The organism is Pseudomonas sp. PDM25, assembly GCF_019219045.1.
Taxonomy (GTDB): Bacteria; Pseudomonadota; Gammaproteobacteria; order Pseudomonadales; family Pseudomonadaceae; genus Aquipseudomonas.
On sequence record NZ_JAHUWL010000017.1, the window covers coordinates 51,191 to 75,087 of the forward strand.

General features: G+C 60.0%; 22 protein-coding genes and 1 pseudogene. 13 read left to right on the forward strand and 10 right to left on the reverse strand.

Annotated elements, in window-relative coordinates:
* Window positions 1-65: 65 nt before the first annotated feature.
* Window positions 66-980 (forward strand): oxygen-dependent coproporphyrinogen oxidase, encoded by a 915-nt coding sequence (hemF, locus tag KW848_RS25835; protein WP_192408735.1) that lies wholly within the window; start codon window positions 66-68, stop codon window positions 978-980.
* A gap of 13 nt (window positions 981-993) precedes the next feature.
* Window positions 994-1,815, forward strand: coding sequence for a shikimate dehydrogenase (gene aroE / locus KW848_RS25840; protein WP_218538475.1), 822 nt, complete (start codon window positions 994-996; stop codon window positions 1,813-1,815).
* Window positions 1,816-1,906: 91 nt separating this feature from the next.
* Here aroE and KW848_RS25845 read toward each other — a convergent pair whose 3' ends face one another.
* The 3 genes from KW848_RS25845 to betC all read right to left on the reverse strand — a co-directional run bounded on the left by KW848_RS25845 (window position 1,907) and on the right by betC (window position 6,114).
* A complete protein-coding gene (locus tag KW848_RS25845) occupies window positions 1,907-3,475 on the reverse strand; it encodes a SulP family inorganic anion transporter (protein WP_218538476.1) in 1,569 nt (522 codons plus the stop codon).
* Between the two features lie 187 nt (window positions 3,476-3,662).
* The gene (gene choX, locus KW848_RS25850; RefSeq protein WP_218538477.1) at window positions 3,663-4,583 is read right to left on the reverse strand and encodes a choline ABC transporter substrate-binding protein; all 921 of its coding nucleotides are present in this window, start codon (window positions 4,581-4,583) and stop codon (window positions 3,663-3,665) included.
* 16 nt (window positions 4,584-4,599) lie between these two features.
* Window positions 4,600-6,114, reverse strand: coding sequence for a choline-sulfatase (betC, locus tag KW848_RS25855; RefSeq protein WP_218538478.1), 1,515 nt, complete (start codon window positions 6,112-6,114; stop codon window positions 4,600-4,602).
* A gap of 114 nt (window positions 6,115-6,228) precedes the next feature.
* Here betC and KW848_RS25860 point away from each other — a divergent pair, with 114 nt between their 5' ends.
* Window positions 6,229-7,179 (forward strand): choline sulfate utilization transcriptional regulator, encoded by a 951-nt coding sequence (locus tag KW848_RS25860; protein ID WP_218538479.1) that lies wholly within the window; start codon window positions 6,229-6,231, stop codon window positions 7,177-7,179.
* On the opposite strand, the gene KW848_RS25865 is transcribed toward KW848_RS25860, so the two are convergent.
* Window positions 7,166-7,837 carry an NAD(P)-dependent oxidoreductase gene (locus KW848_RS25865; protein ID WP_218538480.1) on the reverse strand — a complete coding sequence of 224 codons (672 nt, stop codon included), beginning with the start codon at window positions 7,835-7,837 and terminating at the stop codon, window positions 7,166-7,168. The two genes, KW848_RS25860 and KW848_RS25865, sit on opposite strands and share 14 nt — an antisense overlap.
* Before the next feature lie 82 nt (window positions 7,838-7,919).
* On the opposite strand from KW848_RS25865, the gene KW848_RS25870 reads away from it, so the two are divergent.
* Complete coding sequence (locus KW848_RS25870) at window positions 7,920-8,246, forward strand: DOPA 4,5-dioxygenase family protein (protein WP_111448156.1); 327 nt, start codon at window positions 7,920-7,922, stop codon at window positions 8,244-8,246.
* A 5-nt stretch (window positions 8,247-8,251) separates the two neighbouring features.
* Here KW848_RS25870 and KW848_RS25875 read toward each other — a convergent pair whose 3' ends face one another.
* Window positions 8,252-8,653, reverse strand: coding sequence for a GFA family protein (locus KW848_RS25875; RefSeq protein ID WP_218538481.1), 402 nt, complete (start codon window positions 8,651-8,653; stop codon window positions 8,252-8,254).
* 423 nt (window positions 8,654-9,076) lie between these two features.
* Between KW848_RS25875 and KW848_RS25880 the strand changes: the two genes are divergently transcribed.
* From KW848_RS25880 to KW848_RS25920, 9 genes are all read left to right on the forward strand, one after another.
* Entirely contained in the window at window positions 9,077-10,384 is a 1,308-nt protein-coding gene (locus tag KW848_RS25880; protein WP_218538482.1) for a CitMHS family transporter, read from the forward strand.
* A gap of 85 nt (window positions 10,385-10,469) precedes the next feature.
* The gene (locus KW848_RS25885) at window positions 10,470-11,237 is read left to right on the forward strand and encodes a TerC family protein (protein ID WP_192408721.1); all 768 of its coding nucleotides are present in this window, start codon (window positions 10,470-10,472) and stop codon (window positions 11,235-11,237) included.
* 213 nt (window positions 11,238-11,450) lie between these two features.
* The gene (locus KW848_RS25890) at window positions 11,451-13,109 is read left to right on the forward strand and encodes a Na/Pi cotransporter family protein (RefSeq protein WP_218538483.1); all 1,659 of its coding nucleotides are present in this window, start codon (window positions 11,451-11,453) and stop codon (window positions 13,107-13,109) included.
* 195 nt (window positions 13,110-13,304) lie between these two features.
* Window positions 13,305-14,681 carry a pitrilysin family protein gene (locus tag KW848_RS25895; RefSeq protein WP_218538484.1) on the forward strand — a complete coding sequence of 459 codons (1,377 nt, stop codon included), beginning with the start codon at window positions 13,305-13,307 and terminating at the stop codon, window positions 14,679-14,681.
* A 131-nt stretch (window positions 14,682-14,812) separates the two neighbouring features.
* Window positions 14,813-15,841 carry a DUF5924 family protein gene (locus tag KW848_RS25900; protein WP_111448150.1) on the forward strand — a complete coding sequence of 343 codons (1,029 nt, stop codon included), beginning with the start codon at window positions 14,813-14,815 and terminating at the stop codon, window positions 15,839-15,841.
* A 54-nt stretch (window positions 15,842-15,895) separates the two neighbouring features.
* Window positions 15,896-17,044, forward strand: coding sequence for an ABC transporter permease (locus KW848_RS25905; protein WP_218538485.1), 1,149 nt, complete (start codon window positions 15,896-15,898; stop codon window positions 17,042-17,044).
* Complete coding sequence (locus tag KW848_RS25910; protein WP_008155632.1) at window positions 17,041-17,844, forward strand: ABC transporter ATP-binding protein; 804 nt, start codon at window positions 17,041-17,043, stop codon at window positions 17,842-17,844. Before KW848_RS25905 ends, KW848_RS25910 begins: the two co-directional genes overlap by 4 nt.
* 1 nt (window position 17,845) lies before the next feature.
* Window positions 17,846-18,784 carry an MlaD family protein gene (locus KW848_RS25915; protein WP_218538486.1) on the forward strand — a complete coding sequence of 313 codons (939 nt, stop codon included), beginning with the start codon at window positions 17,846-17,848 and terminating at the stop codon, window positions 18,782-18,784.
* Window positions 18,781-19,407 (forward strand): ABC-type transport auxiliary lipoprotein family protein, encoded by a 627-nt coding sequence (locus KW848_RS25920; protein ID WP_218538487.1) that lies wholly within the window; start codon window positions 18,781-18,783, stop codon window positions 19,405-19,407. Before KW848_RS25915 ends, KW848_RS25920 begins: the two co-directional genes overlap by 4 nt.
* 193 nt (window positions 19,408-19,600) lie before the next feature.
* Here KW848_RS25920 and KW848_RS25925 read toward each other — a convergent pair whose 3' ends face one another.
* From KW848_RS25925 to KW848_RS25945, 5 genes and pseudogenes are all read right to left on the reverse strand, one after another.
* A complete protein-coding gene (locus tag KW848_RS25925) occupies window positions 19,601-20,830 on the reverse strand; it encodes a nucleoside recognition domain-containing protein (RefSeq protein ID WP_192408711.1) in 1,230 nt (409 codons plus the stop codon).
* A gap of 252 nt (window positions 20,831-21,082) precedes the next feature.
* The gene (gene gltP / locus KW848_RS25930; RefSeq protein WP_218538488.1) at window positions 21,083-22,414 is read right to left on the reverse strand and encodes a glutamate/aspartate:proton symporter GltP; all 1,332 of its coding nucleotides are present in this window, start codon (window positions 22,412-22,414) and stop codon (window positions 21,083-21,085) included.
* 706 nt (window positions 22,415-23,120) lie between these two features.
* A pseudogene (locus KW848_RS25935) lies at window positions 23,121-23,198 on the reverse strand (Ivy family c-type lysozyme inhibitor); the annotation flags it as partial.
* Between the two features lie 81 nt (window positions 23,199-23,279).
* A complete protein-coding gene (locus KW848_RS25940; protein WP_003177151.1) occupies window positions 23,280-23,444 on the reverse strand; it encodes a DUF1328 domain-containing protein in 165 nt (54 codons plus the stop codon).
* Between the two features lie 81 nt (window positions 23,445-23,525).
* Entirely contained in the window at window positions 23,526-23,813 is a 288-nt protein-coding gene (locus tag KW848_RS25945) for a hypothetical protein (RefSeq protein WP_192408709.1), read from the reverse strand.
* Window positions 23,814-23,897 lie beyond the last annotated feature (84 nt).

A 23,897-nucleotide genomic window follows, 5' to 3' on the forward strand; every position in this document is an offset into this window, starting at 1 on the left:
GCCCATTTGCGCCGGCCCTGCTCCCATGGAGCGCCGCGTAGCTTTGCCCGATTCAAGGTGATGACATGACGACCCGCACCGAGGCCGTAAAAGCCTACCTGCTCGACCTGCAAGACCGCATTTGCGCGGCCCTCGAAGCTGAAGACGGCGGCACGCAGTTCGTCGAAGACGCCTGGACCCGGCCTGCCGGTGGTGGCGGTCGCACCCGGGTGATCGAAAATGGTGCTGTCATCGAAAAGGGCGGCGTCAACTTTTCCCACGTCTTCGGCAGCGGCCTTCCACCGTCCGCCAGCGCCCATCGGCCAGAGTTGGCCGGCCGTGGCTTCGAAGCCCTTGGCGTCTCTTTGGTCATTCACCCGCACAACCCGCATGTGCCGACGTCCCACGCCAACGTGCGCTTTTTCATTGCTGAAAAAGAAGGCGAAGAACCAGTCTGGTGGTTCGGCGGTGGCTTCGACCTGACCCCTTACTACGGCAATGAAGAAGACTGCGTGCATTGGCACCGCGTCGCCGAGCAGGCCTGCGCGCCGTTCGGTCCGGACGTTTACTCGCGCTACAAGGCCTGGTGCGACAGCTACTTCCACATCAAGCATCGCCACGAGCCGCGCGGCATCGGCGGCTTGTTCTTTGATGACTTGAACGAGTGGGACTTCGACACCTGTTTCGCCTTCATGCGTGCCATCGGTGACGCGTTCATCGACGCTTACCTGCCGATCGTGCAGCGCCGCAAAAACGATGCGTTTACCGCCAAACAGCGTGAATTCCAGGAATTCCGCCGTGGGCGCTACGTTGAGTTCAACCTGGTCTACGATCGCGGCACGTTGTTCGGTTTGCAATCGGGCGGGCGTACCGAGTCGATCCTGATGTCCCTGCCGCCGCAAGTTCGCTGGAGTTACGATTGGAAAGCCGAGCCGGGCAGCGAAGAAGCACGGCTGACCGAGTACTTCCTGCAAGACCGCGATTGGTTGGCCAAGGCCTGAACGAGGAATTCTGATGGACCGTTACGTCGTATTCGGTAACCCGATTGGCCACAGCAAGTCGCCGTTGATCCACCGTCTGTTCGCCGAGCAGACGGCTCAAAAACTGGACTACAGCACGTTGCTGGCGCCCCTCGACGATTTTTCCACCTGCGCCCGGACGTTTTTCCTCGAAGGTCTCGGGGCGAATGTGACGGTGCCGTTCAAGGAAGAAGCCTATCGTCTGGCGAACAGTCTGACGGCGCGGGCGCAACGCGCCGGTGCGGTGAACACCCTGAGCAAACTGGCCGATGGCAGCCTGCTGGGCGACAACACCGATGGCGCCGGGCTGGTGCGGGACCTGACGGTCAACGCCGGTTTCAGCCTCAAGGGCAAACGCATCCTGCTGCTCGGTGCCGGCGGTGCGGTGCGCGGCGCGCTGGAGCCGTTGCTGGCCGAGCAACCCGCCTCGGTGATCATCGCCAACCGCACGGTGGAAAAAGCCGAACTGTTGGCGGAATTGTTCGCGGACCTGGGGCCGGTGTCGGCCAGTGGTTTTGATTGGTTGAAGGAGTCGGTGGACCTGATCATTAACGCGACGTCCGCCAGTCTGTCAGGGGATGTACCGCCGATTGCCAGTAGTTTGATCGAGCCGGGCAAGACGGTGTGCTACGACATGATGTACGGCAAGGAGCCGACCTCGTTCTGCCGTTGGGCCAGTGAACATGGCGCGGCGGTATCGATGGATGGCTTGGGGATGCTCGCGGAACAAGCGGCAGAAGCGTTCTTCCTGTGGCGCGGTGTGCGCCCGGACACGGCGCCGGTGCTGGCCGAGTTGCGTCGGCAGTTGGCCCTTTAAAAGCATCGCGAGCAGGCTCGCTCCCACAGGGAATCACCGAAAACCTGTGGGAGCGGGCTTGCTCGCGAATGGCCGCGACACCGATTTCAGATCAGTCCTCAAACCGGATCGGGCATTTCTCCGCCCCTTCCAGCTTCCTCAATTCTTCCACCACCTGCGGCCGCGCGCGCCGCAAAGTCAGGCTGCGATCCTGCCGCAGCAGCCGCCGCGCTTCCTGGTGCAGCATCTCCACACCTGAATAATCGATGAAGTTGATCTGCTGCGCTTCGATCACCACGCGTGCGCCGTGCATCCGCTGCAGGCGTACTTGCAGGTAATGGCTGGCGCCGAAAAAGATCGAACCGCCAACCCGCAGAATGTCTTCATCCCCATCCTGCCAATGCTGGACCCGCGGTTGCGAGGTGCGTTTGAGGTAGAAGAACAGCGAAGCCAGCACTCCGGCGTAGATCGCGGTCTGCAATTCCAGCAGCAGCGTGGCGACACAGGTCAGCGCCATGACCAGGAACTCGGCGCGGCTGACCCGCAACAACGCGCGAATGCCGCGATGATCCACCAGCCCCCAGGCGATCAACAGAATGCTGCCGGCCATGGCCGGGATCGGAATGTGCGCGATCAAATTCGCGCCGAAGATGGCGAACAACGCCACCCACACCGCCGAAAAAACGCCGGCCATCGGCGAGCAGGCGCCCGCTTCGTAGCTCAGGCCCGAGCGGGTGAAGGAACCGGCTGACAGCGATCCGGAAAAAAACGCACCGACCATGTTTGATAAACCCTGGGCGCGGACCTCTTGGTTGGCGTCGAGCAACTGCTGGGAGCGGGCCGACAAGGATCGGGCAATCGACAGGCTGGTGACCAGCCCGAGCATGCCCACCGCCACCGCACTGGGTAGCAAGCGCAGAATCAGGTCCAGATCCAGCGGCAGCGGGCTGAAGGGCGGCAGCCGTCCGACAAACGCGCTGACCAACGTCACATGGCCAAACATCGATGGCCAGATCCAGACCAGCAATCCGCTCAGCACCAGGGTGATCAATAGCGTCGGCCAGCGTGGCAGGAACAATTTGAGGATCACGCCCACGACGACGGTCGCCAGGCCCAGCATCAGCGACGGTTTATCCACTTGGCCTAGGTGACTGAAGAGCATCATCAAGCTGTTCAGCGCTGTTGCCTGGTTGGGCAAATCCAGCCCCAACAAATTCGGCAGTTGGCCGATGGCAATCACCACCGCCGCGCCGAGGGTGAAACCCAGCACCACCGAGTGCGAGACGAAATTCACCAAGGCGCCGAAGCGCAGCAAACCGAGCAGCCACTGGAAAATGCCGGCAAGCAGCGTCAGCAACAGGATCAGGGTGACGTAGTCCTCTGACGCCGGAACGGCCAGAGGACTGACGCTGGCGTACAAGACGATAGAAATCGCCGCCGTAGGACCGCAGATCAAATGCCACGAAGAACCCCAGAGACAGGCGATCAGCACCGGGATAATCGCCGCGTACAGGCCGTATTCAGGTGGGAGACCGGCGATCAGCGCGTAGGCAATGGATTGCGGCAACGCGAGAATCGCGCCGCTGAGACCGACAATCAGGTCACGACCGACGCTGGCGCGGGTTTGCCGAGGCATCCAGCTGAGGAAGGGGAAGAGCGAATGGCGGCTTGGAAAGGCCATGGGTCCTCTCGGGTGAGATTTTGCGCAAGGGTAGCAGGACGACGCGATCATTGTGGCGAGGGGATTTATCCCCGTTCGGCTGCGCAGCAGTCGTTTATCGATTGCAGGTGTTTGGGGCCGCTTCGCAGCCCAACGGGGATAAATCCCCTCGCCACAAGTGGGTGAACTGTATTGAGGGGCTGGGAAATCAGAGTTTGGCTTTCACCGCCCCCAACGCATCCTTCCCATCCACTGTCTTCACCCCATCCAGCCATTTATCCAGCACCGCCGGATTCGCCTTGATCCACGCCTTCGCCGCATCAGCATTGCTGACCTTCTTGTTCACCACCTCGGCCATGATGCTGTTCTCCATTTCCTGGGTGAAACTCAGGTTGGTGAGCAGTTTGCCGACGTTCGGGCAGGCCTGTGCATAACCTTTGCGGGTCAGCGTATAAACGCTGCCGGTGTCGCCGAAGTACTTCTCGCCGCCCTTGAGGTAATGCATTTTCAGTTGCACGTTCATTGGGTGCGGGGTCCAGCCGAGGAAGGTCACGAACTTCTGTTTTTTCACCGCGCGAGACACTTCGGCCAGCATCGCCTGCTCGCTGGACTCGACCAGTTTCCACTGGCCCATGTCGAAGTCGTTCTTCTTGATGATTTCCTGCAACGAGATGTTGGCGGGAGCGCCGGAGCCGATCCCGTAGATCTTCTTGTCGAACTTGTCGGCGTATTTGTTCAGGTCGGAAAAGTTATGCACACCCGCGTCCCAGACGTAATCCGGGACCGCGAGGGTGAATTCGGTGCCGTCGAGGTTTTTCGCCAGTTGCGTGACATCGCCGGTGGCCACGAATTTGTCGTAGAAGCCCTGTTGCGCCGGCATCCAGTTACCGAGAAACACGTCGACCTGGCCATCTTTCAAGCCGCCAAAGGTGATCGGCACTGCAAGCGTGTCGACCTTGGCCTTGTAGCCCATGCCGTCCAGCAGAAACCCGGTGATGGCATTAGTGGCGGCAATGTCGCTCCAGCCAGGGTCGGCCATTTTCACCGTCTCGCAACTCTGATCGGCATACGCCGATGCACTGCCCAGAGCCAGAAGCCCGACCGTCATTGCTGTGGATAACCTACGCATGGCATTCCCCTTAACATTATTGGTTTTGGCAGGGTTGTGGATAACGTGCTTTACGCTCCAGATCGTCGAGGTCGATGTGGTTGCGCATGTACTGCTGACTGGCGTCCACCAGCGGCTGGTGATCCCAGCTCTTCAACTTGCCGATGGTTAATGCCTTGGCGACGAAACGTCGGCGTCGTTGGCTGGCGAGCACCTGTTGGTGGATCGCCGGGATATCCCATTTGGCCCGGGCTTCGGCGAGAAATTCATCGAAAAGCGACTGATGTTGCGGCGACTGGCTGAGTTCTTCCAGTTCGCGCGGGTCGTTGTGTACGTCGAAGAGTAGGCAAGGGTCGTCTTCGCTGTAGATGAATTTGTAGGCGCCACGGCGAATCATCATCAGCGGGCTGATAGTGCCTTCAGCCATGTACTCGCCGAAGACTTCGTCATGACCGCCCTGTCCTTGCAGGTGCGAGACCAGTGAGCGGCCGTCCAGCGGCAGCCCCGGCTCCAGCGAGCCGCCGGCCAGTTCGACGAAGGTCGGCAACAGATCGGCAGTGGACACCGCCGCGCTGACCCGGCCAGCCCCGAATTGCCCCGGCGCACTGATCAACAGCGGTACGCGGGCGGCCATTTCGTACCAGTGCATTTTGTACCAGAGCCCACGCTCGCCGAGCATGTCGCCGTGGTCGCCGGAGAACACAATGATGGTGTCGTCGATCAGGCCGGTTTCCTCGAGTGTTTGCAGGAGTTTGCCGACGTTGCTGTCGATATAGCTGCACGCACCGAAGTACGCACGGCGTGCATCGCGAATCTTATCCACAGGCAGTGGTTTGTCCCACAGGTCGTAAACTTTGAGTAAACGCTGGGAATGCGGATCCAGTTCGGTCTGCGCCGGGGTTTCAGGCAACGGGATGTCGGCGTCGTCGTACATATCCCAGAAGGCCTTGGGGATGGTGTACGGGTCGTGTGGGTGAGTCATCGAAACGGTCAGGCAGAACGGCTGATCGCCATCCTCGCGGATGTGATCGAACAAGTACTGTTGAGCCTTGAACACCACTTCTTCGTCGAAATCCAGCTGATTGGTGCGTACGCACGGCCCGGCCTGCAGCACCGACGACATATTGTGAAACCAGGTTGGACGCACGTCTGGCTCGTCCCAGTTCACAGACCAGCCGTAATCGGCCGGGTAGATGTCGCTGGTCAGGCGTTCTTCATAACCATGCAGCTGATCCGGGCCACAGAAATGCATCTTGCCCGACAGCGCGGTGCGGTAGCCGAGTCGACGCAGGTAGTGGGCATAAGTCGGTACGTCGGCGGGGAAATCGGCCGCGTTGTCGTAGGCGCCGATCTTGCTCGGCAACTGACCGCTGACCAGGGTAAAACGCGACGGCGCGCACAATGGGCTGTTGCAATAAGCGGCGTCGAACACCACGCCTTCGGCGGCGAGGCGGCTGAGATTAGGCAGTTTGATGGGCGAAGGGCCGTAGAACGGCAACATTGGCGCGGCCATTTGATCGGCCATGATGAAAAGAATATTTTTGCGCTTCATGTGATCGCGGCATTCCATAGTGAATATTTATGCGAGAGTGCTGTGATTGAGCATGTAGCCCATGCAATTTGTGGTAAAGCCCATGCGCGGCAATGACTAGGATAAGCACAGCTTATGTATGACGCCCTTGGTGATTTGTCTCTGGATTTGCTTCGCGCCTTTGAAACGGCGGCCCGTCAGCGCAGCTTCACCGCGGCCGCCGTGGAGCTTGGCACCACGCAACCGGCCATCAGCCAGCAGATCAAACGGTTGGAAGAACAACTCGGGACGCGGCTGTTCGACCGGATCTATCGCGGCATCGAACTGACCGAGGCCGGGACGATCCTGTTTGAGCAGGTTCAGCTCGGATTGCAGAATATCGACGCAGGGTTGAGCGCGATCAGCGCACAGCATCAACATGAAGTGTTGCAGGTCGCCACCGATTTCGCCTTCGCCGCGTATTGGTTGATGCCGCGCCTGCACCGCTTCCATGCCGCCAATCCTCAAGTGGACGTCAGCCTGGTCACCAGCGAACGCAGCCTCAACATGCTGCGCACTGATATTGATGTGGCGGTGTTGTTTGGGGATGGCCGATTCAAACAGGGCGAAAGCCATTGGCTGTTCAGCGAAGAAGTGTTTCCGGTGTGCAGCCCGCTGCTGTTGAAGGATCGTCCCCTGCCCTTGCCACCCCAGTCATTGCTCGAGTTCCCGCTGCTGCACCTTCGCGGCGAGAACAGCAGCAACTGGTTCGACTGGAGCGGCGTATTTCGTGAGTTGGGGATTGCTTCGGCACCCGCGCCAGGGCAATTACGCTTCGACAATTACACGCTGCTGATTCAGGCGGCGATTGGCGGCCAGGGCGTGGCGATTGGGTGGCGGCACCTTGTGGATAACTTGCTGGCGCAGGGTTTGTTGTGCCGACCGATTGCGCAAACGGTGATCTCCAGGCTCGGCTACTACGTGGTCCTGCCCCAGCGGAAACGGCGTGGTGCGCTGATTCAACAGTTTGTGGACTGGCTGATGGCTGAGCAGGCCAGCAGTGCGCAATCGTTGAATGGCCTGCCGTTGCCGTCTATCGCTGTATAGCCTCGGTCGCGACAAAGGTCACGTGTTCGCCGACATGCAGGTTCAACCGCAACTCATCGGCAATCCCCACAGCCACCCGGCTCAACCGTCCAAGCGGTTCGGCGAGGCCCGGCTCCAGGCTGCTGCTGACGTGGCTGAAATGTTCGATGGTCAGCCCAGGCACCCCGCGTGGCGCATTCACCAGCGTCCAGTGCAAGGTGCTGCTTTGCAGGGCCTCGCGGATTTCTTCGGCGGCGTGGCGTTGCAGCCGATCTTCTATTTCCGGATCGTCCAGTGCCTCGAAATCGCCGACCAGAAACAGCCGGGCAATCCCTGAGGCCTGCATGCCATCGATCAGGGCATCCACCGCCAACACTTGCTCGACCGGGCCGGGCACGATGGATTTTTCCACGTGCTCGCTGCTCATCGGCAGTCCGGGGGCATCCAGCAGACAAATCACCGCCGAACACCCGGCGACGCTCTGCTTGACCCGCTTGGCGTCGAACAAATCGCCGGTCTTGGTCCGCAGTCCCGGGCGCGGCGCGAGCGCCGTCAGGTCATCGAGAATCGCGATCACTTCATGTTGGCGCCGCAGCATTTCAGCCATCAGCGCACTGCCTAGGCTACTCATGGCACCATAAAGCACCACTTTCACCACCGGGGTTTCGGCATTTTTCATGGCCGTGCTCCGTTCTTCCTATCTTTATGGCGTGTGACCTGTGGGAAACAACGCCGGTTCGACTCGGTTCAGAGGGTTTCAAATGCAGCAGATCAAGGGCTACCACGCCCATGTCTACTTCGACGCCAGTACCCTTCCTCAGGCGCGCGCCTTGTGTGAGCAGGCGGCGCAACTGTTTCCAGTGAGGATGGGCCGCGTCCATGAACGGCCGGTGGGCCCGCACCCGGACTGGAGCTGCCAGTTGGCGTTCGAGCCGCAATACATCGGCGACGTGCTGCCCTGGCTTGCGCTCAACCGCAAAGGCTTGGTGGTGTTCCTGCACCCGGACACCGGCGACGATCTGCTCGACCACACCGAGCATGCGATCTGGATGGGCGCCATTCGGCCACTGGATCTGTCTGTTTTTTGATCAGTTTACAACTGTTCCTCGGCTTCGCCGGGCAAATGTTCATCCAGATGCAGCCAGGGCAGTCGGTTGTCAGTCCAGATATGCCTTTCGGCGGGTGCGTGCTCGGGATGATCGAGGGTGGCGATGGTCACGTCGATGCTGTCCGGGCTCAGGTGCGAAACCAGCGCCAGCTGCGCCCCACAGTTGCCGCAGAAATACCGCACGCAGGTGGTTGAAGAGTCGTACTGCGCTGGCGTTCCTTTCACCCATTCAAAGGCTGAGGCGGGCACGGTGATCCAGGTGGTCACGATCCCGCCGCTGACCCGTCGGCAAATCGAACAATGACAGTGGGCGATGTCGTGCAAAGGCCCGCTGAATTGATAGCGCAGATGTCCGCAGTGGCAGCCGCCCGTATGAACTTCGCCCATTCTGTTTCCTCCTGTTGCGTATGTTCCGACGTCTTCGCGAGCAAGCCCGCTCCCACAGGGGAACGCATTCCAATGTGGGAGCGGCGGTGCGACGATTCGACTTGCTCGCGAAGGCGTCAACTCGGTTTAACGTCCCTGCCCCGGTCCGACGACCGGTTGCACATCTGGTCAATGCTTTCATCCGCGAAAGCTGGCTGAAAGCTTCCGCGATTAGGATCGCCCCCACTACCGGCAACAGACCGGTTGGCCAATGCCAGTGTTTTATCGCTCGCACAGCCCATTTAACAACAACAATGGTGATCCTGATGTCCTCTTCTACCCGCCGCTTCGCTGTCACTCCACCCATACGCCTCGTGCTTCCCGTTCTGCGCTGACCCACCCGGTTCGCCCATTCCCTAGACGCGCTATGCCTGGAGTATTCCCATGCTGACTTTCCTTGGCTTTGCCATGGTCATCACGTTCATGTTCCTGATCATGACCAAGCGCGTTTCCGCGCTGATCGCTCTGATCATCATCCCGATCCTGTTCGCGCTGTTCGGTGGTTTTGCGCCGAAGATCGGCCCGATGATGCTCGAAGGCATCACCAAGCTCGCACCGACCGGTGTGATGCTGATGTTCGCCATTCTGTACTTCGCCCTGATGATCGATTCCGGCCTGTTCGACCCGGCCGTGCGCAAGATCCTCAAACTGGTCAAGGGCGACCCGTTGAAAGTTTCGGTCGGCACCGCCGTACTGGCGCTCGTCGTCTCCCTCGATGGGGACGGCGCGACCACTTATATGATCTGCGTTGCCGCCATGCTGCCGCTCTACGCCCGTATCGGCATGAGCCCGCGGATCATGGCCGGCCTGATCATCCTCGCCGGTGGCGTGATGAACATGACGCCGTGGGGCGGCCCGACCGCTCGTGCGGCCAGTGCGCTGCACGTGGACCCGTCCGACATCTTCGTACCCATGATTCCGGCGATGGCTTTCGGGGTGCTGGCTATCCTCGTGATTGCCTACTTCTACGGCATGCGTGAGCGTGCACGTCTGGGTGAGCTGCACCTGGTGGGCGAGGAAATCGACCACAGTGAAATCAGCGTTTCGCAATTCCCGGATGCCCGTCGTCCGAAGTTGATCTGGTTCAACGGCGCCCTGACCCTGGCCCTGATGTGCGCCCTGGTCGCCGGTCTGTTGCCGCTGCCGGTGCTGTTCATGGTGGCGTTCAGTATCGCGATGATCGTCAACTACCCGTGCCTGCAACAGCAGAAGGACCGCGTCGCGGCCCACGCCGGTAGCGTGCTGGCGGTGGTCGGCTTGATCTTCGCGGCCGGTATCTTCACCGGCATCCTGTCGGGCACCGGAATGGTCGATGCGATGTCGAAAAGCCTGTTGGCGGTCATCCCGGACTTCCTCGGCCCGTACCTGGCGGTGATCACTGCACTGGTGAGCATGCCGTTCACGTTCTTCATGTCGAACGATGCATTTTATTACGGCGTGTTACCGGTACTTGCGGAAGCCGCCAGCCATTACGGTATAACCGCGGTTGAAATGGCACGTGCCTCGATCGTCGGTCAGCCCGTCCACTTGCTGAGCCCGCTGGTACCATCGACCTACCTGTTGGTGGCCCTGGCCGGTATCGACTTCGGTGATCACCAGCGTTTCACCCTGAAGTGGGCAGTGCTGGTTTGCATGTGCATACTGGTCGCCGCTTTGCTGATGGGGATTTTTCCGCTGTTCAGCACTCTATAAGCCCAAGACTCACCATGACGGGTCCAGGCTTTGTTGTTTGAAGCCTGGGCCCTTCGTGGTTTAACACTCGCACAAAGGAATACACATGGAATGGCTGACCAACCCTGAAATCTGGGTTGCCTTCTTCACCCTGACCGCCCTGGAAATCGTTCTGGGTATCGATAACATCATCATGATTTCGATCCTGGTCAGCCGCATGCCCAAGCACATGCAGGCACGCACGCGGATTTTCGGCCTGGCGCTGGCCATGGTCACGCGGATTCTGTTGCTGTTGTCGATCACCTGGGTCATGCGCCTTACCGCCGACTTGTTCGAAGTGTTCGGCCAGGGTATTTCCGGGCGTGACCTGATCCTGTTCTTCGGTGGTCTGTTCCTGCTGTGGAAGAGCTCGCAAGAGATGTACCACGCGCTGGAAGGTGAAGACGAAACCAATGAGGAGCCGGGCGGCAAGGGCGGCAACTTCTTCTACACCATCATTCAGATCGCGATCATCGACATCGTGTTCTCGCTGGACTCGGTCATCACCGCTGTTGGCATGGTGTCCTACGTACCGGTCATGGTCGCGGCGATCGTCGTTGCCGTGCTGGTGATGATGTGGGCTTCCGGCACCATCAGCGAGTTCATCGACAAGCACCCGTCGCTGAAGATGCTGGCGCTGTCGTTCCTGTTGATAGTCGGTACTGTGCTGATTGCTGAATCCCTCGACGTTCACGTGCCAAAAGGCTACGTCTACTTCGCCATGGCGTTCTCGCTGGCGGTGGAAGCGATCAACATCAAGATGCGCACCGCCATGGCGAAAAAGCGCAAGCAGCAGGAACCGGTGAAGCTGCGCAAGGATATTCCGGGTCAATAACCCGAATGCCATGTGATGACAAAGGGGCCTTCGGGCCCCTTTTTCATATCTGCATCAAGCTGTTTTTATGGCAGTTTTGTTTCAATCGCTTCTTTAGCTGTGCGATGCTGGCGCGCAGTCCGTTAGCCAACTACAGCTTAAGTACAGAACGTAGAAGAACGCGCGGCACCGTCAACTTGCTCCGATGGGGCGCTACCACCACAGGGGGCCTGCATGCTCACCCTGCTCAATTTGTTATCTGCCGTGGCCCTGTTGATTTGGGGCACGCACATCGTCCGAACCGGCATCCTGCGGGTCTACGGTTCCAACCTGCGCCATGTGATTGGCCGGAACATGTCCAGGCGCTGGCTGGCGTTCGTGTCGGGGATCGTCGTGACGGCGATGGTCCAGAGCAGCAACGCCACCGCCATGCTCGTCACCTCCTTTGTCGGTCAGGGCCTGATGGCGCTGACCCCTGCCCTGGCGACCATGCTCGGGGCCGACGTCGGTACCGCGCTGATGGCGCGGGTGCTGACCTTCGACCTGTCATGGTTGTCGCCGCTGCTGATCTTTCTTGGGGTGATTTTCTTCCTGTCACGCAAACAGACCCGGGTTGGACAGATGGGCCGGGTCAGTATCGGACTGGGGCTGATCATCCTGGCGCTGCAACTGATCGTCGCCGCTGCCGCGCCGATTACCCAGGCCCAAGGCGTGAAGGTGATTTTCGCCTCGCTGACCGGCGACATCTTGCTCGATGCCCTGGTCGGCGCGTTGTTTGCGATGGTTTCCTACTCCAGCCTGGCTGCCGTCCTGCTGACCGCGACCCTGGCCGGCGCTGCGGTGATCAGCCTGCCCGTTGCCATCGGCCTGGTGATCGGCGCCAACATCGGCAGCGGCATCCTCGCCTTCCTCAGCACCAGCATGCAGAACGCCGCCGGCCGCCAGGTGGCGTTGGGCAGCCTGCTCTACAAACTGATCGGCCTGTTGCTGATCATCCCGGTGCTCGATCCGTTGGTGCACTGGATCGACAGCCTGGACTTCAGCCCTCAGGAAATGGTCATCGGCTTTCACCTGCTCTACAACACCGCGCGTTGCCTGCTCTTGCTGCCGAGTGTCGGACCGATGGCCAGGTTCTGTGCGTGGGTGCTGCCGGAGCGCCCGCAAATCAATGGCACTGCCAAACCGCGGCATCTTGATCCAACAGCGCTGGTCACGCCCAGCCTGGCGCTGGCCAATGCCGCCCGGGAAACCCTGCGCATCGGCGACCTGATCGACAACATGCTCGAGGCCATGCTCGACGTGCTGAACGGCAAGCAAACCGCCGTTACCCAGGAAATGCGGCGCCTGACCGATGATGTGGAATCGCTCTATGGCGCGATCAAGCTGTATCTGGCGCAAATGCCCCGCGAAGATCTCAGCGAGCAGGACAGCCGGCGCTGGGCGGAAATCATCGAGCTGGCGATCAACCTTAAACTCGCCAGCGACCTCATCGAACGCATGCTGCGCAAGGTCCAGCAACAGAAAACCTCACAGCGCCGGTCTTTTTCCGAGGTCGGCCTGGAAGAGTTGGCGGGGCTGCACAGTCAGTTGATATCCAACCTGCGCCTGGGGTTGTCGGTGTTCCTCAGTGCCGATAAGGAAAGTGCCCGCCAGTTATTGCGCGAGAAACGTCGCTTTCGCGCACAGGAACGGCGCCTGGCCCATGCTCACGTCAGCCGATTGCAACGTAAGATCGTGCAGAGTATCGAAACCAGCTCGTTGCACCTTGAGTTGATTGCCGACATGAAGCGTCTGAATTCACTGTTTTGCAGCAGCGCCTATGTGGTGCTGGAAACTTCCGACACCGGCGCCCTGGCGGCCGATGATTTGGCAGACATCACGCATTCACCTTGAACGTCTGGCAGAGTGGTCAGTCAGTAACATTGATTCAGCATGAAGGCCGCCTTCGCGAGCAGGCTCGCTCCCACAGTGGATCTTCGGTGTACTCGGAAATTGTGTCCGACTCAGATCACCTGTGGGAGCGAGCCTGCTCGCGAAGGCGGCCTGGCTGATGACACGGATCTCCGATTGGTTGCCTGGAAGCTTGCTATGCGTTGTTTGTTGTTCGCTTGTCTGTTGCTTGGTTCATTCCCTTCATTTGCCCTGGATCGCTTTCAGGTCGAGGGCTATACGCTGCCCAACGGCCTGCAATTGCTGCTCAAACCCGGTACCGAGCGCGGGCATGTGGCGATTCGTCTGGTGGTCGGCGTTGGCATCGATGATTTCAGCTGCGCCGACAAGGAGCTGCCGCACCTGCTTGAGCACTTGCTGTTCAGCGGCATCGATGCCACGGGCGAAGGCGGGCTGGAAGAGCGCATGCAGGCCCTGGGTGGCGAGTGGAACGCCTACACCAGCAATGCCGACACGACCTTCGTCATCGAAGCCCCGGCGAAAAACCAGCGCAAGGTCCTCGACCTGCTGCTGGCGCTGCTGACCCAGACCCGAATCGACGACAACGCCATCAACGCCGCCAAACAAGTGGTCGAGCGCGAAGACGGCGGCCATTACTCGCACCTGCAACGCTTTCTGGATCGTCAGGACCTTGGCCACACAGCGAGTAATCAGCTGGCAGTGGAACTGGGCCTCAAATGCCCCGAACGCGCCGAAGTCGATCACCTGACCCGCGATCAGCTGGAAAAGGTACGCAAGGCCTGGTACGCGCCCAACAACATGACCCTGATCGTCGTCGGCGACCTTGAGCGGTTGCTGCCGGCCTATCTGGAACGGTCTTATGGCGCGCTTGAAGCGGTTGACCCGACCGATCACCCGCCCCTGCCGGCAATCCAGGCCAGTGCTGCCCATGAGCGCACCCTGAGTCATGGTTTTGTTGGCGGCAGTGCCAAGTTGCATTGGCTGTTGCCAGAGCCGGTGCAGGAAGATCGGCACGACGAAACCTTCGACTTGCTCAAGGACTATCTGGACTGGGCGCTCTACCGCCAATTGCGCCTGGCCCATGGCTTGTCCTACGGGCCTTCGGTCGAGCGCGAGGTGTTTGGCGGTGTGGGCTTCATGAGCCTGAACGCGGACCTTGAGCGCGACGACGTGCCCGAGGCCGAACGGGTGCTGGATAATCTGAAGGCCGGGTTGCTCAGGGACGGTCTCAAGGCCGGCACCTTCAACCGCATCAAGCAGGCCGCCATTGCCCGCCAGGCCTGGGCCGTGCAAGGCAACAGCGCGTTGGCCGATTATTACTGGAGTGCCCTTGGGGACTACGAGGACGGCCGTTTCGCCGACCCCGCCAAGGAACTGGAAGGGGTGACGCTGGAGGAAGCAAACAAGGCCATGCGTGAATTGCTGATGCAGCCGGGCTACCTGCGGATCGAAAAGCCGTTGATCAGTGATGACCAGTTTGTGTGGGCGATTGCCGGGGTGTTCGGTTTGTTTGTACTCGGCCTGTTGGCTTGGCGCGTCCATCGCAGACGGTAATCGATCCCCTCGCCACAGTAAGATTTCCAATCCGGTTTTGTGTTTGGCCAAAGTGATCGGGACCCTCGCCACACCGCTGTCCGGGCGGTACCCTGTCGGGGATTTTTCCCACGACTATTGCGAACCGCCGAATGCCTACTCTGACCCTATACGTACAGCGCATCCTGGAATTGATGAAGCGCTACCCGGGGGTCATTGCGCTCGGTGGTTTCATATCCGGGGTCGGCAGCTTCATGCTGGTGGATCGCCAACAGGGTCTGGCGACCTGGATCACCACCATCATGCTGGTCAGCTGGGTCTGGCTGATGCTGGAAAACAGCCTCACCAAGCTGTTCGCCAGGGTCTTCAAGCGCGAAATACCCCAGCCGCTTCTGCGTTATGCGACGCAGATGATCCATCAGGAAAGTCTATTCTTCGTTCTGCCGTTCTTTTTAATCACCACCACCTGGAACAGCGGTCAGTTGTTCTTCACTGGATTACTGAGCATGGCGGCGCTGATTTCGATCATCGACCCGCTCTACTACAAATGGCTGGCACCGCGCCGCTGGGCATTCCTGGCACTGCACACCCTGACCCTGTTCGCGGCCCTGCTGACCGCCCTGCCCGTCATTTTGCACCTGACCACCGCCCAGAGCTTCAAGCTGGCGCTGGGCATTGCCATGTTGCTGTCGTTCCCGAGCCTGGCCTCGATCTTCCCGATTCGCACTGTGCGCAATGCGTTGGCGATCCTCAGCATCACCGTCGGTATCGGCGCCGCCGGTTGGGTGCTGCGCTCCTGGGTTCCACCGGCGACCCTGTGGATGACCGATGTGGCGATCAGCACCCAAATGCAGGACCGCACCCCCGGCAAGAGCCTGGAAGAAGTCAGCGCCGAGCAGATTCGCGGAGGTGGGCTGTACGCGTACACCGCGATCAACGCCCCTAGGGGGCTGGCCGAGCGGATTTATCACGTCTGGATGTTCAACGGCAAAGAAGTCGACCGTATCCCTCTGGATATCAACGGTGGGCGCAAAGAAGGCTATCGCGCCTGGACCCACAAGCAGAACTTCCCCGGCAACCCCGCAGGCAAATGGCAGGTCCGGGTGCTGACTGAGGACGGTCAGTTGATTGGTGTGCTGCGCTTCAAGGTCATGGACAGCACACCCATCAAAGAAAAGTAACGCGGTTCGTGCTATTAGTCAGATCTGCGTAATAACCGAACAAGCACGGAGCTTATGACTAGCAGCACAATACCCGGCAGTGCCCTACTGGACACCTCGCAAAGCCCTGCCCTGTTGCGGGTCACGGGCGACTGGACGCTCGCCCATTACGCCGATCTCAGCCGCCTGAGCGAAAAGCTCCGTGGCCAATACGACAACAACACCCACATCGATCTCAATGGCCTCGGCGCACTCGATACGGCGGGTGCGTCATTGCTGGTGGAGCTGCTGGGGGCTGAGCGTCTGGGCAAATCTGCCGAACACCCCGATTGCACCCTTTCTTCCGCTGATCGCGCCTTGTTGCAGACGGTGTACTGCTCGCTGACCGACTTCTGTGTACCGATCAAGGAACCGGAAATCAGCGTCGGCATTCAACTGCTGACCCGCATCGGCCGCGCGGTGGACGCGGTCTGGCAGGACACCCTGGAACTGCTGGGTTTCGTCGGTCTGATTCTGGAAACCATCGCTCGCGGGCTGTTTCGCCCCAAGCGCTGGCGCCTCACGCCGATGGTCGCGCACATCGAACAGACTGGCCTCGACGCCGCCCCCATCGTCGCCCTGCTGACTTTTCTGGTGGGCGCCGTGGTGGCGTTTCTCGGGGCAACGGTGCTGGCGAGTTTCGGCGCGAGTATTTTCACCGTGGACCTGGTGGCGTTCTCCTTCCTGCGCGAATTCGGTGTATTGCTGACCGCGATCCTGATGGCCGGCCGCACCGCCAGTGCATTCACCGCGCAGATCGGTTCGATGAAAGCCAACGAAGAAATCGACGCCATCCGCACCTTGGGCCTCGACCCGATAGAGCTGCTGGTGGTGCCGCGCGTGTTGGCCCTGCTGGTCGCGCTGCCGATGCTGACCTTTCTGGCGATGCTTTCGGGGATTATCGGCGGCGGTGTGGTTTGCGCGGTGGCGCTGGATATCTCGCCAGCGATGTTCCTATCGCTGCTGCAAACCGATATCGGCGTTCAGCACTTTTTGGTGGGGATCGTCAAAGCGCCGATTTTCGCGTTCCTGATCGGCGCCATCGGCTGTCTCGAAGGCTTTAAAGTCAGCGGTAGTGCCGAGTCCGTCGGTGCTCACACCACGTCGAGCGTGGTCCAGTCTATTTTCGTGGTGATCGTGCTCGACGCCGTGGCTGCGCTGTTTTTCATGGAGATGGGCTGGTGAGTCGTCTAACCCGAGCGCCATCCGAGGCGGTGATCGAAGTCCGCGATCTGTGCAATCGCTTTGGTCGCCAGAGCGTGCATGAGAACCTCGATCTGGATTTGTACAAGGGTGAAATCCTTGCCGTGGTTGGCGGTTCCGGCAGCGGCAAGTCAGTGCTGTTGCGCAGCATCGTCGGCTTGCGCCAGCCCAGTGAAGGGGTGGTGAAGGTCTTCGGCAAAAACCTGCCGACGCTGTCTGAACACGAGCGCTCGATGGTCGAACGGCGCTTCGGCGTGTTGTTCCAGAAAGGCGCCCTGTTCTCTTCGCTGACCGTGACCGAGAACGTCGCCCTGCCCCTGATCGAGCATGCCGGTTTGAGCCGAGAGGATGCCGAGCACCTGGCGGCAGTGAAAATGGCCTTGGCCGGGCTGCCGCTGTCGGCGGCCGACAAGTACCCCGCTTCGCTGTCCGGCGGCATGATCAAGCGTGCGGCACTGGCCCGGGCGCTGGCGCTGGACCCGGACATCCTGTTTCTCGACGAACCCACTGCCGGCCTCGATCCGATTGGCGCGGCCGCGTTCGATCAATTGATCCTGACCCTGCGCGATGCGTTGGGCCTGAGTGTTTTTCTGGTGACCCATGACCTCGACACGCTCTACACCATCACCGACCGTGTGGCGGTGCTGGCGCAAAAGAAAGTGCTGGTGGCGGATGCCATCGACAAGGTTTCGGAAACTGACGATCCGTGGATTCACGAATATTTCCATGGCCCTCGCGGCCGCGCGGCGTTGACCGCCGCTCAACAGCTTAAGGAGGTCTGACATGGAAACCCGAGCCCATCATGTATTGATCGGCCTGTTCACCGTGATTGTGGTGGCAGGCGCCCTGCTCTTCGGCTTGTGGCTGGCCAAGTCCAGCGTCGACACCGAGTTCAAGGATTACGAAGTCGTCTTCAACGAGGCCGTCAGCGGCCTGTCCAAGGGCAGCTCCGTGCAGTACAGCGGGATCAAGGTCGGCGACGTGGTGACCCTGCGTCTGGACCCGAAAGACCCGCGCCGAGTGCTGGCGCGGATCCGCCTGGGCGGCGATACACCGATCAAGGAAGATACCCGGGCCATATTGGCGCTGACCGGGATCACCGGGACCTCGATCATCCAGCTCAGCGGTGGTACGCCGCAGAGTCCGACGCTCAAGGGCAAGGACGGTCATTTGCCGACGATCATTGCATCGCCCTCGCCCATCGCCCGTTTGCTGAACGACAGCGGCGACCTGGTGGCGGGCGTGAACATGCTGATGCTCAACGCCAATAAGATGTTTTCTTCGCAGAATGTCGATCGCATCAGCCAGACCCTTGAACATCTGGAACAAACCACCGGCACCATCGCCGACCAGCGCGGCGATATTCGCCAGGCGATGCAGCAACTGGCCTCGGTCGGCAAACAGGCCGGCGCCATGCTGGAACAGACGTCGGCGCTGATGCGCAACGCCAATGGCATGCTCAACGATCAAGGCAAGCAGATGTTCGGCAGTGCCGAGCAGGCGATGAAGTCTCTGGAGCAGAGCAGCGCGACCATCAACGAGCTGCTCACGACCAATCAGGATTCGCTCAACAGCGGCATGCAAGGCCTCAATGGCCTGGCCCCGGCGGTGCGTGAACTGCGTGACACCCTGACGTCGTTACGGGCTATTTCCCAGCGTCTGGAAGCCAACCCCACCGGTTATCTGCTGGGCAATGACAAGGACAAGGAGTTCACGCCATGAAGCTGACTCACCTCGCCCTCCTCGCCAGCTTCATTGTGCTCAGCGCCTGCTCGATCCTGCCCAAGTCCGAGCCGTCCGACGTCTATCGGTTGCCTTCGGCCCAGAGCAGCGCATCGGCCAGTCACGGGACGCCGCAGCGCTGGTCGCTGCGCCTGACCAAGCCGCAGACCAGCGAAGCCTTGAACAGCCCGAAGATCGCCGTGATTCCTCAGGGTGATCTGATCAGCAGCTACAAGGCTTCGCGCTGGAGCGACCCGGCACCGGTGTTGTTGCGCAATCGTCTGTTGGATGGTTTTCAGCGTGATGGTCGGGTGACATTGCTGAGCACCGACGACAGCAACTTCCAGGCGGATCTTGAACTGGGCGGTAACCTGCAGGCATTCCAGACTGAATACCAAGGAACGAACGCAAGCGTCATCGTGCGTCTGGATGCGTTGCTGGTGCGCGGTTACGACCAGCGAATCCTCGCCAGCCGACGCTTTGAAGTACGCCAGCCGTTGAGCGATGCGAAGGTACCGGCGGTGGTGGCCGGGTTTGGCCAGGCCAGTGACCAGTTGACGGCGCAGGTGGTGAGCTGGGCGGTTGAGCAAGGGCAGAAAGTTGCGCCGCCGCTGAGGCCTTGAATACCTTCACACATCAATGTGGGAGCGAGCCTTTGTGGCGAGGGGACTTGTTCCCGTTGGACTGCGCAGCAGTCCCAAAATCTGAGTTCTCGGTGTATCAGATACAACTTGAATTCAGAAATTGGGGCCGCTTCGCGACCCAACGGGGACAAGTCCCCTCGCCACAAAGCCCGCTCCCACAAGGGTTTTGTGGTTAGCCGAAGAACCAGTAACAGACGCCGATCGCGCCGAGAACGCCAGCAAGCTCCGCCAGCAACGCGCAACCCACCGCATGGCGCGCCCGCTGGATCCCCACCGCGCCGAAGTACACTGCCAATACGTAGAACGTCGTTTCGGTACTGCCCTGAATCGTCGCCGCCACCAGCGCCGGGAAGCTGTCCACGCCAGACGTTTTCATGGTTTCGATCAGCATCGCCCGGGCGGCACTGCCGGAGAACGGCTTGACCATGGCGGTCGGCAACGCATCGACGAAGCGCGTGTCCCAACCGGCCCATGCCACCAGATGCCGGATCCCGTCCAGGCCAAAGTCCAGTGCTCCGGATGCCCGCAGCACGCCGATGGCACACAGCATCGCCACCAGATACGGCAGCAGGTTCTTGGCCACGTCGAAGCCTTCTTTGGCGCCTTCGATGAACGCTTCGTAGACCTTCACTTTGCGCAGCGCGCCGATCACCAGAAAAAGCATGATCAGCCCGAACAGCGTCACGTTGCCGAGGATCGATGACAGGCTGGCCAGAGCGGTCGCTGAGAGCGTCGCCAGCAGCGCCATGAAGGCACCGAGGGCCAAGGCACCGGGAATCAGGTACGCGAGCACCACCGGGTCCCACAGGCGCAGACGCTGCATGAACGCCACCGACAGCAGGCCGACCAATGTCGAGCAACTGGTGGCGAGCAGGATTGGCAGGAATACCAGGGTCGGATCGGGCGCACCTTGCTGGGCCCGGTACATGAAGATCGTCACCGGCAGCAGGGTCAGGGAAGAGGCGTTGAGCACCAGGAACAGGATCTGCGCGTTGCTGGCGATGGTGTCGCTGGGGTTGAGCTCTTGCAGCGCCTTCATGGCTTTAAGGCCGATTGGCGTGGCGGCGTTGTCCAGGCCCAGACCGTTGGCGGCGAAGTTCAGCGTGATCAGGCCGATGGCTGGGTGCCCGGCCGGTACTTCCGGCATCAGCCGCAGGAACAACGGGCCCAGCGCTTTGGCCAGCCACTCGACGATGCCGGCCTTCTCGGCAATCCGCAGAAAGCCCAGCCAGAGCGTCAGGGTGCCGAACAACAGGACCATGACTTCGACCGACAACTTGGCCATGGCGAAAATGCTTTCCACCATTGCCGCGAAGATCCCGGCGTTTCCGCCGATCAGCCATTGCGCCAGTGCCGAAACGGCAGCCACGATGAAGAAGCCAAGCCACAGGCCATTAAGCATCAGTCAAATCCCCCGAAGAATGCGGCGAATGATAGCGGGGTAGCCAGAAACGACAAACCCCGGATTTCTCCGGGGTTTGTTTTGGCTCTGCATCGGGCCTTGTTGAGCCCCATGCTATGGGCTGGCCTCAATCCACTGTGGGAGCGGGCTTGTCTCCGGGCGGCGTTCCGACGAATGGGGAGTATCAGTCGCCCAATCAGTTGACTGACACACCGCTTTCGCGAGCAAGCCCGCTCCCACAGGGGTTATGCGTTAGTTGCTGGAAACTCCACCCACCGGCAATTTTTCCTTGCTGCGCCAGTGCGGCAGGGAGTTCCAGTAGCGCTGGCCCTTGGCGTCGTCGTACATGCCTTCCCAGCGGGAGATGACCAGCACGGCCAAGGCATTGCCGATCACGTTCAGCGCGGTACGGGCCATGTCCATGATGCGGTCGACACCGGCGATGAACGCCAGGCCTTCGAGCGGAATACCCACGCTGCCCAGGGTGGCCAGCAGCACCACAAAGGACACACCCGGAACGCCGGCGATGCCTTTGGAGGTGACCATCAGGGTCAGTACCAGCAGCAATTGCTGGCTGATCGACAGGTCGATGCCGTAGAGCTGGGCAATGAAGATGGCCGCAATGCTCTGGTACAGGGTCGAACCGTCGAGGTTGAACGAGTAGCCGGTCGGTACCACGAAGCTGCAAATGGCTTTCGGCGCGCCGTAGGCTTCCATTTTCTCGATCACGCGCGGCAGCACGGTTTCGGAACTGGCGGTGGAGTAGGCCAGCACCAGCTCATCCTTGAAGATGCGCATCAGCTTGATCACCGAGAAGCCGAACAGGCGAGCGATCAGGCCCAATACCACGAAGGCGAAGAAGGCGATGGCGACGTAAACCAGGATCACCAGTTTGGCCAGCGGCAGCAGGGAGGCGAAGCCGAAGTTGGCCACCGTCACCGCGATCAGTGCGAAAACGCCGATCGGGGCGTAGTTCATGATCATGTGAGTGACTTTGAACATGCTTTCCGACACGCCCTGGAACATCTTCACCAGCGGCTCGCGCAGGTCCGATTGCAGGCTCGACAGACCGAGACCGAACAATACGGAGAAGAAGATGATCGGCAGCATCTCGCCGCGGGCCATGGCCGCGAAGATGTTCGACGGGATCAGGTTGAGGATGGTCTGGATGAACGCATGTTCATGCTGAACCTCGGCGGCCGTGGCCTGGTACTTGGAAATATCCACGGTACCCAGGGTGCTCATGTCGATGCCGGTGCCCGGATGGAACACGTTGGCCAACACCAGACCGACCACGATGGCGATGGTGGTGACGATCTCGAAGTAGAGGATGGTCTTGAGGCCGATACGCCCGAGCTTTTTCGCGTCGCCGACGCCTGCAATTCCGACGATCAGCGAAGAGATCACGATCGGGATCACAATCATCTTGATCAGACGGATAAAGATATCGCCTGCTGGTTGCAGGACGTTGCTGACCCACCAGGCTTTTTCGGCACTGAAATGGTTGAGCAGCGCACCGATTGCAATCCCCAATACCAGACCGATGAGGATCTGCCAGGCGAGGCTAAGCTTTGCCTTCTTCATATCTTTACCCTTACTTGCGTTTGACTCAGGCAGATGCAAGAACTGGAACGCTTGTGGCGAAAAAGTCTTGTGCATCTGCCCCCGTATAAGGTGCCCCGGAGCGCTTGTTATCGGCTCTCTGGCAGGCGAAAAAAGGCGCAACTATTCAGATGCAAGGAAGCGACGTCTAATGCCGTAAACGCCTACCCTATGCCGAATCGGCATGAGCTTTTTTTACTGAAACTCGCGTCCCAACCGGTTCGAATACGACATTTCGGCAGGCATAAGTGCCGTGAACCGGCCATCGCAGAGGAGGTTGGTTGTTTTTTGAACAACGGGATGAGGGCTAAAACTTGGGAAAAAGCCTACGTTTAATCGCGAAAATTCTCGGTCGTTGAGTCGCGGTTTTCTCGATATACGGTCACCAAAGAAACACCGCGAAATGGTTTTGCGAAGGATTAGCGGAGATGGCGCGGAGGAGGCGAGCAGAACGCTCTAGGACAATACTTTGCGCTGACGAGCTCTTCGCAAGTCCGTCGATCCATGAGTGACCGACGAACTTGCGTCGCAGCTTCTGCCTGATCCGGCCCTTGCGCAGGTACTCCCTGTACCCGTAGGTCACTCCGCCCCTGAAACAGGCAGAACGTCCCAGCCCCTTGATCATGCGTCTACCGTCCTCGGGTAGCGCAGTGGAAAGAAGCCATGCTGCTTCTTTCATGTTACGAATTCAGTACCCGTGTGGATCTTTCTTCAGTTGTTCCATCAACAAGTCCTGCATGCCCTGGTCCGGCTTTCCAAGAAAGCGCTAGCCGGCATGTCGCTGTTGCCATGGCACTGCCGCCCGGAAACAGGGCGGCTGCCAGTGTCTTTCACAAAACGCTCATATTCACCCTCGACCGCGACGGCCAAAGAAGAAGGAAGCAATGAACATCACCAGGAACACGACAAAGAGAATCTTGGCGATACCCGTGGCGGTGCCCGCGATACCACCGAAGCCCAGTACCGCAGCGATGATGGCAATAATCAAGAATGTGATTGCCCAGCTCAACATGGTGATTCTCCTTACGCTTCTATTTAGAGATGTTGCTTGTGGTGCTTTTCCCGGCGCATCGAACGCGCCAAGTTCATGTGTTTAGAACACCCAACGTTCCTGGTGAGGCATCTCATCCGCAGGCTGAGCCTGGTCGACGTCCATCATTCGCATTGGGGGGCTGTCAGCCTGGTTGCTGCTGGCCGCACTGAAATGAGTTTGGGTCGGGTGCTGAATCGACAGGCGTGGCGCTTCTTGCTGCTGGTTCTGCTCCCAACGCTGAAACTGCTGGCCGGCGATCAAGGTGATCAATAGCGCCATAACAGCAAACAGACCTTGCTGGATATGCAGTGGCGAGATACGCAACTGGGCGGCACGTTGGCGACTCATCCTGAAGCTCCTCCCACTCTGTGGTGATCTTGTTAGGGGGCGACTTTTTGAATGCCCCGGTTAATCACACTGTTGCAGTCTGCA

What these genes read in the sequence shown, in the direction of transcription:
- hemF (WP_192408735.1), top strand. Translation starts at nt 66, where the DNA reads ATGACGACCCGCACCGAGGCCGTAAAAGCCTACCTGCTCGACCTGCAA.
- aroE (WP_218538475.1), top strand. Translation starts at nt 994, where the DNA reads ATGGACCGTTACGTCGTATTCGGTAACCCGATTGGCCACAGCAAGTCG.
- KW848_RS25845 (WP_218538476.1), bottom strand. Translation starts at nt 3,475, where the DNA reads ATGGCCTTTCCAAGCCGCCATTCGCTCTTCCCCTTCCTCAGCTGGATG.
- choX (WP_218538477.1), bottom strand. Translation starts at nt 4,583, where the DNA reads ATGCGTAGGTTATCCACAGCAATGACGGTCGGGCTTCTGGCTCTGGGC.
- betC (WP_218538478.1), bottom strand. Translation starts at nt 6,114, where the DNA reads ATGAAGCGCAAAAATATTCTTTTCATCATGGCCGATCAAATGGCCGCG.
- KW848_RS25860 (WP_218538479.1), top strand. Translation starts at nt 6,229, where the DNA reads ATGTATGACGCCCTTGGTGATTTGTCTCTGGATTTGCTTCGCGCCTTT.
- KW848_RS25865 (WP_218538480.1), bottom strand. Translation starts at nt 7,837, where the DNA reads ATGAAAAATGCCGAAACCCCGGTGGTGAAAGTGGTGCTTTATGGTGCC.
- KW848_RS25870 (WP_111448156.1), top strand. Translation starts at nt 7,920, where the DNA reads ATGCAGCAGATCAAGGGCTACCACGCCCATGTCTACTTCGACGCCAGT.
- KW848_RS25875 (WP_218538481.1), bottom strand. Translation starts at nt 8,653, where the DNA reads ATGGGCGAAGTTCATACGGGCGGCTGCCACTGCGGACATCTGCGCTAT.
- KW848_RS25880 (WP_218538482.1), top strand. Translation starts at nt 9,077, where the DNA reads ATGCTGACTTTCCTTGGCTTTGCCATGGTCATCACGTTCATGTTCCTG.
- KW848_RS25885 (WP_192408721.1), top strand. Translation starts at nt 10,470, where the DNA reads ATGGAATGGCTGACCAACCCTGAAATCTGGGTTGCCTTCTTCACCCTG.
- KW848_RS25890 (WP_218538483.1), top strand. Translation starts at nt 11,451, where the DNA reads ATGCTCACCCTGCTCAATTTGTTATCTGCCGTGGCCCTGTTGATTTGG.
- KW848_RS25895 (WP_218538484.1), top strand. Translation starts at nt 13,305, where the DNA reads ATGCGTTGTTTGTTGTTCGCTTGTCTGTTGCTTGGTTCATTCCCTTCA.
- KW848_RS25900 (WP_111448150.1), top strand. Translation starts at nt 14,813, where the DNA reads ATGCCTACTCTGACCCTATACGTACAGCGCATCCTGGAATTGATGAAG.
- KW848_RS25905 (WP_218538485.1), top strand. Translation starts at nt 15,896, where the DNA reads ATGACTAGCAGCACAATACCCGGCAGTGCCCTACTGGACACCTCGCAA.
- KW848_RS25915 (WP_218538486.1), top strand. Translation starts at nt 17,846, where the DNA reads ATGGAAACCCGAGCCCATCATGTATTGATCGGCCTGTTCACCGTGATT.
- KW848_RS25920 (WP_218538487.1), top strand. Translation starts at nt 18,781, where the DNA reads ATGAAGCTGACTCACCTCGCCCTCCTCGCCAGCTTCATTGTGCTCAGC.
- KW848_RS25925 (WP_192408711.1), bottom strand. Translation starts at nt 20,830, where the DNA reads ATGCTTAATGGCCTGTGGCTTGGCTTCTTCATCGTGGCTGCCGTTTCG.
- gltP (WP_218538488.1), bottom strand. Translation starts at nt 22,414, where the DNA reads ATGAAGAAGGCAAAGCTTAGCCTCGCCTGGCAGATCCTCATCGGTCTG.
- KW848_RS25940 (WP_003177151.1), bottom strand. Translation starts at nt 23,444, where the DNA reads ATGTTGAGCTGGGCAATCACATTCTTGATTATTGCCATCATCGCTGCG.
- KW848_RS25945 (WP_192408709.1), bottom strand. Translation starts at nt 23,813, where the DNA reads ATGAGTCGCCAACGTGCCGCCCAGTTGCGTATCTCGCCACTGCATATC.